The 10,935-nt window shown below is 51.4% G+C and carries 12 protein-coding genes; 8 read left to right on the top strand and 4 right to left on the bottom strand.

Annotation, left to right across the window (positions count from 1 at the left end; translation table 11 throughout):
• The first annotated feature begins 191 nt into the window (after nt 1-191).
• Complete coding sequence (locus tag UC14_RS00150; protein ID WP_013576744.1) at nt 192-971, top strand: ABC transporter substrate-binding protein; 780 nt, start codon at nt 192-194, stop codon at nt 969-971.
• A 190-nt stretch (nt 972-1,161) separates the two neighbouring features.
• Here UC14_RS00150 and UC14_RS00145 read toward each other — a convergent pair whose 3' ends face one another.
• Entirely contained in the window at nt 1,162-1,944 is a 783-nt protein-coding gene (locus tag UC14_RS00145; RefSeq protein WP_013576745.1) for a DeoR/GlpR family DNA-binding transcription regulator, read from the bottom strand.
• Between the two features lie 278 nt (nt 1,945-2,222).
• Here UC14_RS00145 and gatZ point away from each other — a divergent pair, with 278 nt between their 5' ends.
• From gatZ to UC14_RS00110, 7 genes are all read left to right on the top strand, one after another.
• On the top strand, nt 2,223-3,518 hold the full coding sequence (gene gatZ / locus UC14_RS00140; RefSeq protein ID WP_112197009.1) for a tagatose-bisphosphate aldolase subunit GatZ: 1,296 nt from the start codon (nt 2,223-2,225) through the stop codon (nt 3,516-3,518).
• Entirely contained in the window at nt 3,511-3,993 is a 483-nt protein-coding gene (gene gatA, locus UC14_RS00135; protein WP_013576747.1) for a PTS galactitol transporter subunit IIA, read from the top strand. Before gatZ ends, gatA begins: the two co-directional genes overlap by 8 nt.
• 75 nt (nt 3,994-4,068) lie before the next feature.
• Entirely contained in the window at nt 4,069-4,353 is a 285-nt protein-coding gene (gene gatB / locus UC14_RS00130; RefSeq protein ID WP_013576748.1) for a PTS galactitol transporter subunit IIB, read from the top strand.
• Nucleotides 4,354-4,356: 3 nt separating this feature from the next.
• Entirely contained in the window at nt 4,357-5,724 is a 1,368-nt protein-coding gene (locus UC14_RS00125) for a galactitol-specific PTS transporter subunit IIC (protein ID WP_112197008.1), read from the top strand.
• A 46-nt stretch (nt 5,725-5,770) separates the two neighbouring features.
• Nucleotides 5,771-6,820, top strand: coding sequence for an alcohol dehydrogenase catalytic domain-containing protein (locus UC14_RS00120; RefSeq protein WP_112197007.1), 1,050 nt, complete (start codon nt 5,771-5,773; stop codon nt 6,818-6,820).
• Nucleotides 6,821-6,824: 4 nt separating this feature from the next.
• Nucleotides 6,825-7,679, top strand: a complete 855-nt coding sequence (locus UC14_RS00115) for a tagatose bisphosphate family class II aldolase (RefSeq protein ID WP_112197006.1) — start codon at nt 6,825-6,827, stop codon at nt 7,677-7,679.
• 121 nt (nt 7,680-7,800) lie between these two features.
• Nucleotides 7,801-8,505 (top strand): GNAT family N-acetyltransferase, encoded by a 705-nt coding sequence (locus tag UC14_RS00110; protein WP_112197005.1) that lies wholly within the window; start codon nt 7,801-7,803, stop codon nt 8,503-8,505.
• A gap of 53 nt (nt 8,506-8,558) precedes the next feature.
• Here the strand turns inward: UC14_RS00110 and UC14_RS00105 are convergent, their stop codons facing one another.
• The 3 genes from UC14_RS00105 to UC14_RS00095 form a co-directional block, all read right to left on the bottom strand.
• A complete protein-coding gene (locus UC14_RS00105; RefSeq protein ID WP_013576753.1) occupies nt 8,559-9,092 on the bottom strand; it encodes a GNAT family N-acetyltransferase in 534 nt (177 codons plus the stop codon).
• A gap of 53 nt (nt 9,093-9,145) precedes the next feature.
• A complete protein-coding gene (gene ada / locus UC14_RS00100; protein WP_112197072.1) occupies nt 9,146-10,243 on the bottom strand; it encodes a bifunctional DNA-binding transcriptional regulator/O6-methylguanine-DNA methyltransferase Ada in 1,098 nt (365 codons plus the stop codon).
• Between the two features lie 96 nt (nt 10,244-10,339).
• Entirely contained in the window at nt 10,340-10,861 is a 522-nt protein-coding gene (locus UC14_RS00095; protein ID WP_013576755.1) for a GNAT family N-acetyltransferase, read from the bottom strand.
• Between the last annotated feature and the right edge of the window lie 74 nt (nt 10,862-10,935).

Here is a 10,935-nt window from a genome sequence, read left to right as displayed (position 1 = left end):
CCCGGTAAAACCCTCACTTACTCTGCCCAAAAACCAATACCCCCTATGTCACGCTAATGACCATTTTGACGATAAGATTGGCGCTTGACCCTAGATATCGCAATCGTCATATTCAAAATATGAATAATTCCTTTACCCTCGCCGCAGCCGGGCGGGGGTTTGTTTTTATTGGGCACCACCGGAGAACAATTGTGAATAAAATCCCCTTGCTGATCATCGCGGCATTATCGGCCACCAGCGGGCTGGCACATGCGGAGACGACATTGCGTTTCGGTGTGGATCCGTCATTTCCACCTTTTGAATCAAAAGCGCCAGATGGCAAGCTGGTCGGTTTTGATATCGATTTAGGTAACGCCATTTGTCAGCAGGCAAAAGTGAAATGTGAGTGGGTCGAAACCGCCTATGACGGCATTATCCCGGCGCTGAATGCTAAAAAGTTTGATGCGGTACTTTCTGCAATGTCCATGACACCAAAACGTAAAACGCAGGTCACTTTCTCCGACATGCTTTACCACGTACCAAGTGTGCTGATCGCGAAGAAAGGGAGCGGCCTGCAACCCACAGCCGATTCACTGAAAGGAAAAACGGTGGGTGTTGCTCAGGGCACTACGCAGGAAGCCTACGCCCAGGGCGAATGGCAGAAAAAAGGCGTGGATGTGGTTTCCTATCAGAATCAGGATTTCGTGAATCAGGATCTGGCATCAGGTCGCATAGACGTGACGCTGACCAATGCCGCCGCCGCAGAAACGGGCTTCCTGAAAACCCCGGAAGGCACAGGTTATGCCTTCGCCGGGGAGCCATTAAACGACACCCGTTATTTGGGTGAAGGCACGGCCATCGGACTGCGTAAGGATGATCAGGCACATCTGACACTGATCAATAATGCACTGGCAGAAATACACAAAAACGGCACTTATAAGACGCTGGAAAAGAAATACTTCACCTTTGAAGTTTATAACAAAAAATCCTGATTACTTTTCCGTCGCCGCAGGGATCTTGCTCTGCGGCCTTTTTTGAATACCGCTTCCACTTATCAATAGCTGTTACTGAAACAGATAAAAATTTTCTTGCGCGTCTGCGCAACCCTCTGTTCTGCCAGTATCTTTTAATCATCATCGGCCATAAAGTCAGCACAGGTTGAAGCCAGAAACCGGATAAAGATTAAACAACAATAATCTCTGTCGATGTTTGTTGGAGCGCCTGCTGCACATCATCGCTGATAGCGGAGTCAGTAATGATGGTGTCGATTTTTTCCATAGGCAGCACCAGGTTATATCCGCGTCGGCCAAATTTAGTGGAATCAGTCACCACGACAACACGCTGAGCGGCATCAGCCATAATACCGCTGATACTATAGCCTTCATTAAATGTGGTGATCCCTGTGGCCGCGTCGAGGCCATCAGCGCCGACAAACATGAGGTTAGCGACGATGCCCTGCAACGCATATTCCGTGATGTTGCCATGTAGCGAGCGCGTTTTGTGGCGTAGTGTTCCGCCGCAAACGACCAGAGTGATATCCGGGTTTTCTGATAATACAAACGCAGCCGGTAAGTTGTTAGTAATGACAGTGATATCACCCGCTTTCACTAACTCCTCAGCCAGCAGCATGGTCGTGCTGCCACTGTCGAGGATCACGGTATCCCCCGGTTTAACCAACCCCGCGGCGGTCTGAGCAATGCGTTTTTTCGGGTCGCTGGCGTGAAGATAACGCTCTTCCAGAACCATTTCATCCAGTGGTTTTTCGTGACCAGGCGTTTCCTTTGCGATCCACTTTGCCGCCCCTCCGTGAAAACGACTGAGCGCACCTTTTTGTTCCAGCAAACTCAAGTCTGACCGAATTGTCACCTCTGAAACTTCGAAAGCAGTCGAAAGGTCAGTGACCAGAACACTGCCATTTTCATTCACTAAATCAATGATTTTATTGCGACGTTCATAAGTATTCATTATGAGTAATCCGAAAGGTCATATTCCTCACAGTGTAAACAAAAGGCACCTTAATGAGGAGTAAAAATTCCCTGCGCTGTGAAGCATAGCAACTCCGCATGTGCCTTTGCTGCATTCTCAGACGTTATCTTTTCAATCCCCGAGACGCCCCTAAAACGAAAGAAAACGAATGCAATAAACTTACGAAACATTTCGATCGCCATCACATAATGCAGAAAACGCTATTGTTTGCCTTTCGGAAAGGTATGATCCTCTTCGGAAATAAACGGAGGCATAAAATGAAAGACATTATTGCTAAACACAAGACAGGCGAAAGGATCGGGATCTGCTCAGTATGCTCTGCGCACCCGCTGGTGATTGAAGCTGCATTACGGGAAGACTTACACACTGGCCGAAAAGTGCTCATCGAGGCAACCTCCAACCAGGTAAATCAGTTTGGCGGCTATACCGGCATGCTGCCAATTGATTTTCGCGATTTCGTTCTCGCCATTGCCGAGAAAATCGGATTTCCATTACAACGTCTGATCTTAGGGGGCGATCATCTGGGGCCAAACTGCTGGCAGCACGAAAACGCCGAAACAGCGATGGCAAAAGCACAAGAGCTTATCGCGCGTTATGTCGAAGCCGGATTCAGCAAAATTCATCTGGATGCATCCATGTCCTGTGCAGACGATCCTGTTCCTCTGGATCCTTTCGTCGTGGCTCAGCGCGCGGCGCGTTTATGTCAGGTCGCAGAAGAAGTGGCAACTGCACAGCAGAAAGCGTTGCTGACCTATGTCATCGGTACTGAAGTTCCGGTTCCAGGCGGTGAGTCATCGGCGATTCAGCACGTTCATGTCACTGAAGCCAAAGATGCAAAAGCGACTCTGGATATGCACCATCAGGCATTTCGTGAACTCGGGCTCAATGATGCCATAGATCGGATCGTCGCCATCGTGGTTCAGCCCGGCGTTGAATTCGATCACAGCCGCGTGATTCACTATCAGTCTGATCTTGCTCAGGATCTGTCAGCTTATATTGCGACTACACCGCTGGTTTATGAGGCACATTCCACCGATTACCAGACCCGTGATTCCTACCGCAACCTGGTGAAAGATCACTTCGCTATCCTGAAAGTGGGTCCCGCGCTGACTTTCGCTTTGCGGGAAGCCGTCTTTGCCCTGGCCAACATTGAACAGGTATTGATTGCGCCAGAATGCCGCAGCCAGATCCTGACGGTCATTGATGGCGTCATGCTGGATGAACCCGGTTACTGGAAAAAGTATTACAACCCAACATTCAGCCTTTCGCTTATCGATCTGCATTTCAGCTTATCCGATCGAATTCGCTACTACTGGCCTCATACACGCATCAACCGGGCGATGGACGTTTTAATGGCCAACCTGCGTTCAACAGATATCCCGCTTGGTCTGCTGAGCCAATATCTTCCTGCTCAGTTTGAACGGGTGATGAACGGCGAACTCGCCAGCGATCCGCATGAACTTATCATCGATAAAATTCAGGACGTTTTACGCGCATATCACTTCGGCTGCACGCCGTTGCAAACGATATGCGAAGGAGCCTGCCATGCATAATTGCGAAATCTTCGTCAAAACAGGTATCAGCTTTGCGGATTATCACGAAGCACTCATGCATATCGGTGAGCGCATGGTGCAGGAGGGCGTGGTGGAATCGACGTATCCGCAGGCGCTGGTCAATCGCGAGGCTGAATATCCCACCGGCATTCAGCTTGAACACCACGCCGTCGCCATTCCTCATTGCGAAGCCACCCATGCCCGCAGCCCGGCCATTTATCTGATCAGGCCAGATACAGCGGTGGAATTCTTTCAGGCTGATGATGAGGGAACGATTCCCGCGACACTCATTATTGCCCTGATTGTCACTCATCCTTCTGAACAGCTGATGTTGTTACGTCAGTTATTCAGCCAGCTACAGGATCCTGTTTTTTTCGAAAGCTTACTGACAGCGCCTGAAGAACAGTTATCCGCGCTTTTTGAACGGCACATTTTTATCCCGGCACCTGAGAAACGATCCGCCGTTTGTACCTGAAAATGTTCTCAGCAATAAACCCGACGTCTTACCTAAAAAAATAATATTTAAAACAATCTGTTAAGGAGCCTTACCGTGAAGCGAAAAATTATAGTCGCCTGTGGCGGAGCCGTTGCCACCTCTACGCTGGCAGCGGAGGAAATCAAAGAATTGTGTGAGGCGCATGGCATACATGTGGATCTCGTTCAGTGCCGGGTAACGGAAATCGAAACCTATATGGACGGTGCCCATCTGATTTGTACCACCGCCAAAGTTGACCGGACATTTGGCAACATTCCTGTGGTGCACGGCATGCCGTTTATCTCCGGCGTGGGTATGGATACGTTACGTCAGCAAATACTGACCCTGTTACAGGAGTAAGTCATGTTTACCGACATCATGCGCTACATCCTCGATCTCGGCCCGACAGTCATGCTGCCTGGGGTGATCATCGTTTTCTCTCTGATATTAGGGATGAAACTGGGGGATTCATTTAAATCTGCGATTCATATTGGTATTGGCTTTGTCGGGATCGGTCTGGTCATTGGCCTGATGCTCGACTCCATCGGCCCTGCGGCAAAAGCCATGGCAGAGCATTTCGAAATTAACCTGCAGGTCGTCGATATTGGCTGGCCGGGTTCGTCGCCAATGACCTGGGCATCACAAATCGCGCTGGTCGCTATTCCGATTGCGATCGGAGTGAACATCGTCATGTTGCTGACGCGTATGACACGTGTCGTCAATGTGGATATCTGGAATATCTGGCACATGACTTTCACCGGTGCCATGTTGCACCTCGCCACCGGTTCTTACTGGCTGGGGATCATGGGGGTCGTTTTGCATGCGGCATTCATCTACAAGCTGGGCGACTGGTTTGCAAAGGATACGCGTGACTTCTTTAATCTGGACGGTATTGCCATCCCCCATGGTTCCTCGGCGTATCTCGGCCCGATTGCGGTACTGGTTGATACCCTCATTGAGAAGATCCCAGGGCTGAACAAAATTCACTTCAGCGCTGATGATGTGCAAAAGCGTTTCGGTCCGTTCGGTGAACCCGTCACCGTCGGTTTCGTGATGGGGCTGATTATTGGTTACCTCGCGGGATACGACGTCAAAGGCGTATTGCAGCTGGCCGTTAAAACCGCTGCGGTTATGCTTCTGATGCCACGAGTCATCAAACCGATAATGGACGGTTTAACGCCCATTGCCCGCCATGCCCGTACACGTCTGCAAGCCCGCTTTGGTGGACAGGAGTTCCTGATTGGTCTGGATCCGGCTTTATTACTCGGTCATACCGCCGTTGTTTCAGCCAGCCTGATTTTTATTCCTCTGACAATCCTTATCGCCGTGCTTGTCCCGGGAAATCAGGTCTTGCCATTTGGTGACCTCGCCACTATCGGCTTCTTCGTTGCCATTGCGGTGGCCGTGCATCAGGGCAACCTGTTCCGCACGCTGATTTCGGGTTGCATCATCATGAGCATCACACTGTGGATAGCGACGCAGACCATTGATTTACATACCCAACTGGCTGCAAATGCGGGTGCACTCACGGCTGGAGGAAGAGTAGCTTCAATGGATCAGGGCGGCTCGCCGATCACGTATTTACTCATCCAACTTTGCACGCTCAAAAACATCACCGGACTCACCATCATCGGCGTTATTTACGCCATCGGTGTATTCCTGACATGGCGTCGCGCCCGTCAATTCACACAAACAGAAAAGCGGGCAGCCGCTTCACTGGCTAACTCTTAACTTTTCATCCCGGCGGGGGGAAATCCCCCGCTTAAGGAATCTGACTATGAAATCAGTTGTTGTACATGCTGACAGCAGGATAACTATTGAAGAGCAACCGGCTCCCACGCTGAGTGCACCCGATGAGGTTCTGGTTCGCATTGCCTACTCCGGGCTTTGCGGATCCGATATCCCGCGTATTTTCGCCAGCAGTTCACATTTTTATCCCATCACATTAGGCCACGAATTCAGTGGTCACGTCGTTAGCACCGGAGAAGAAGTCAGCGATTTATATGAGGGGGATGCCGTGGCCTGCGTACCTTTATTGCCATGCTTTCAGTGCGAAGAGTGCCGCAAAACAGCGTATTCCCAATGTAAGCATTATCAATTTATTGGCTCCCGACGGAGTGGCGGCCATGCTGAATTTATCGTGGTTTCGCGTAAAAACTTATTTAAATTGCCGGAGAATTTTTCACTTCTGCAAGGCGCTTTTTTGGAACCGCTCACCGTTGGCTTGCATGCCCTGAAGCTGGCAGGAGGCTGTGAGGGTAAAGAAGTGATAGTCATTGGAGCCGGCACCATCGGGCAGTTGCTTATTCAGGCAGCCAGCGCCCTGGGGGCTAAATCGGTGACAGCGATCGATATCAATCCGCAGCGCCTTTCCCTGGCGCAGGAAACAGGTGCCAGCCACGTTTATAACAGCACAATATGCAACGCCGATGAAATCCGCCAGCAAACTCATGAACGGCGCTTTAATCAGCTGATTATTGAAACAGCAGGCACAGCGCAAACCGTGGCCTTGTCTCTCAATATCGCAGGCCCCAAAGCGCAAATCGCGCTGGTCGGCACCTTACACAAAGACCTGACTTTAGACGTCACTACTTTCGGCCATATCCTGCGCAAAGAGCTGACCTTGCTCGGCAGTTGGATGAACTATTCCTCTCCGTGGCCGGGCAGTGAGTGGCGACTTGCCATACAGCTTTTTGCTGAGAATAAACTAAACCTGGCCCCCCTGATCGCCAGTGTTGCCCGTCCCGCAGAGTTTGTCAGGGACGTCACGGCACTGGCTGGCAAGCCGATGACGGGAAAGATTTTGCTGGATATGACGGGAGGCTAAGAAAATGTATCTGATTTCAAACAGGGAAATGCTGCTCGCAGCTCAGCGCGGAGGTTACGCCGTCCCGGCTTTCAACGTTCACAACCTCGAGACGGTACAAGTCGTGGCAGAAACGGCGGCAGCCATGAGTTCTCCGGTGATCCTTGCCGGAACGCCGGGGACATTCAGTTATGCAGGTACAGACTACCTGATCTCGATATGCCATGAGGCTGCGCGGAAGTATCGCATTCCACTGGCGCTGCATCTGGACCACCATGAAGATCAGGGCGATATCGAAAACAAAGTCCGGTCGGGGATCCGCTCCGTAATGATTGATGCTTCACATTTCCCGCTGGCAGAAAACATCCAACACGTGTGTGAAACTGTACGGTTGTGCCATGCCTTTGATGCCAGTGTCGAAGCAGAACTCGGCCGTCTTGGCGGGCAGGAAGACGATCTGGTGGTAGACGAAGGCGACAGTTTTTTCACCGATCCCGTTGTGGCCAGGCACTTTGTTGAATCCACACGCATTGACTCGCTGGCCGTTGCGATTGGCTCCGCGCATGGTCTGTATCAGGGCGAACCGAAACTGGACTTCTGCCGCCTTGGGCAAATCCGTCAGCAGGTCGATGTCCCGCTGGTCCTGCATGGTGCGTCCGGTATTCCTGAAAGCATGATCCGTCAGGCAATAGAATTTGGGATCTGCAAAGTCAATGTTGCGACCGAGCTGAAAATCGCATTTGCCGGCGCGGTAAAAGAGTATTTTGCACAACATCCGGATGCTAATGATCCCCGCAAATACATCGTGCCTGGAAAACTGGCGATGCAAAAAGTTGTTGAGGAAAAAATCAGGATCTGTGGCAGTGCCGGATGCTTATAACTGGCCTGTATTAACGAAGCGGGCTAAGCGCCCGCTTTCCGGATTTTTATTAAAGCGCCGGTTGCAGGCGTCATTCCATTCTGATTTTATGGAAGTTCATTGAGAGTAAAATGGAAACGCTATGACCACCCTTAACCACTTCGGCCAACCCATTGGTGATGCCCTTCCCGACTGGCAACCCCGCGAACGACCTTCTCATGTTCAGCTTGACGGCCTCTGGTGTCGTCTGGAGCCTCTGAACGTTGAACGCCATAGTCAGGATCTCTTCAAGGCCTGGCACAGCATTGATGATAATCGCGACTGGACATATCTCTCCGTCGATCTTCCTGCGACCCAGGCTGATTGCGATCTGTTTATTTCTCAACAGGCCAGAAGTGAGGATCCCCTGTTCTTTGCGGTTGTCGATATGCAGACACAACGCGCAGTCGGCAGCGTTTCTCTGATGCGCATTGATGCGGTGAATGGCGTTGCCGAAATTGGCTGGGTGAACTGGTCTCCGCTGATGAAACGCACGCGTTTTGGCACTGAAGCAATTTATCTGCTGCAACGCTATCTGTTCGATACGCTGAAATATCGCCGCTGCGAATGGAAATGCCACAGCCTGAATGAGCCATCAAAACTGGCCGCACAGCGTTTTGGTTTCCACTATGAAGGTATGTTCCGTCAGGCCATCATCAATAAAGGCCACAACCGTGACACCTGCTGGTATTCCGTTCTCGACTATGAATGGCCAGCGTCGAAAGCCGCGTTTGAACGCTGGTTAAGCGCAGATAATTTCACGCCGGAAGGTCAGCAAAAACAACGGCTGGAAACACTGCGTGGGTGAATATTGCCTGCGCTATTCACTGACGCAGGCGGGGGTTTGACCGCCAGGGGGATTTACAGTGCAGTCAGCACGGTAATATCAGGCCACGCATAGATTATGTTAGGCGAGCGCCAGAGTGGCCCGGCATCGGTATATCGTCCGGCTTCGCGGCCACCTAAAGCCTGGTAAAAACGAATGGCCGGTTCGTTTCCTTCGACAACACCCAACCCTGCGCTGCGAAAACCTTCAGCGGAAAGATGCTTTGCGGCTTTGGCGATCAACAGTCGGCCAATTCCCCGACGTTTAAATGCCGGAGAAACATACAGAAATTTGATTTCTGCCATGTCGCCAAATTCCGGGTTTGAGGAAGCCGAAGCCAGACAAAATCCGGCGAATGCTCCATCAGTTTCCGCAATAAAAATGCCCTGACCGTCAGCAGGATGTGCAAATTTATCCTGCCAGAACGCTTGCCGACGCGGTACATCGAGAGCCACAAAAGCCTCCGGAGGAGCAAGCTCACGATAAGTATCACGCCAGATGGCAACATGTAATTGAGCAAGAGCATCGATATCTTTGGGTTCAGCAATCCGTAAAGTGCAGGCTGGCACGGCATCCCTCGTTATAAAAAAGTTCATGAGATCATAAAGTCTGCTCAGTATAGTCAGCCCTTCTCTTCCCGCGCCAGCAAACTGCGCTTTCGTTCTACCCCCCAGCGGTAGCCGGAAATATTGCCACCGGTTTTCACCACCCGATGGCACGGGATGGCGACCGCCAGCAGGTTCGCGGCGCAGGCCCCGGCCACCGCGCGGACGGATTTCGGCGAGCCAATTTTGTTGGCGATCTCGGCATAGCTGGCTGTTGTTCCCGGCGGAATATCACGCAATGCCTGCCAGACACGCTGCTGGAAAGCCGTGCCGCGAATATCCAGCGGCAAATCCAGACCCATCTCTGGCGCTTCCACAAAGCCGACGACCAGGGCAATACGCTGCTCGAAAGCCGGATCACCGCCCAGTAATTCTGCCTGCGGAAAACTGTTTTGCAGTTCGTTAATCAGCTTTTCAGGGTCATCTCCCAGCAAAATGGCGCAGATCCCCCGCTGACTTTCGGCGACCAGTATATCGCCGAGAGAAGATTTACCGATGGCAAACCAGACGCGTACATCACGGCCGCCCGAGCGGAAATTTTGCGGCGTCATACCCAGTGTCGCCACGGAGGTTTCGTAAAACCGGCCATCAGAAGGATAGCCCGCCGCGTGGATCGCCTCGGTGACCGTCGCAGAATCTGCCAGTTTTTCACGTACCCGGCGTGCTCGCTGCGCCTGTTGGTACTCTTTAGGTGTCACGCCGGTTTGTGCTTTAAACAGGCGATGAAAATGATATGCACTGATGCCCACTTTGGCAGCCAGCTGATTCAGCGTCAGCATGTCGGCTGATTGTTCCAGCAACCGGCAGGCCTGAGCCACACGCTGAGCATGAAACTGTGCCAGTGAAATCAGCCCCTGACGGCAACGCTTGCAGGGACGGAATCCTGCCTGTTCTGCGGCTTCGGCATCATCAAAGTAGATAACATTTTCCGGATTAGGCTGCCGCGACGGACACGACGGTGCGCAGTAAATTCCGGTGGTTTTTACCGCATAAACAAATTTACCATCCGCATTCGCATCACAGTTGACGACCGCCTGCCAGCGAGGATCCTGGCTCTGCACACAGGCAATATTTCCCCATGCCTTATCTTTGATGACTTCTGTTTTACCTGACATTTTATGCCTCACGTTTGCGACTGGATAACTGCCAGCATAAATCGCCGTGAACACCCGCGCCCTCCGGCTCTTGCTTTCTCATTCAGCGCGGCGCCCTCAGCCTGCAACCGGTTTTAAGGGCGTTTCGAGGATCATCTGATAAAAAGCCAGATCCAGCCAGCGATCAAATTTGAAAGCCGCCTGTTTAATCGTGCCGGTATGGATGAATCCATTTTTTTCGTGCAGGGCAATACTGCCACTGTTAGCCGCATCAATGGCGCCAATCAGCGTATGCACGCCCCGTTCACGGGCAGCTTCCACCAGTGCGCTTAGCAGGATTTTTCCCAACCCTTTTCCACGATGATCTTTATGGATATAAATCGAATGCTCGACCGAATATTTATACGCAGGCCAGGCGCGGAACGTGCCATAACTGGCAAAACCCAGTAACGTCCCCTGCGCGTCTTCCAGCCCAATCACCGGAAAGTTATGGGTCAGTTTAGTGGCAAACCACGATGTCATGCTGTCGATATGGCGTGGCTTATAATCATAAAGCGCCGTAGATGTCAGAATCGCATCATTAAAGATATCCAAAATTGCGACAGCATGCTGGCGTTCAGTGCAGGTAATCATTTTCATCAGTCGTTCCCCGGTGGCTTCCGTTATGCACTCAATTCCACTATAGTAGAATTATTTCCACAAAAGTAAATAAC

The sequence above is a fragment of the Rahnella sp. NRRL B-41462 genome (genome assembly GCF_003263525.1).
Taxonomy (GTDB): Bacteria; Pseudomonadota; Gammaproteobacteria; order Enterobacterales; family Enterobacteriaceae; genus Rahnella; species Rahnella aceris.
This window is presented reverse-complemented; position numbering and strand designations above follow the sequence as displayed.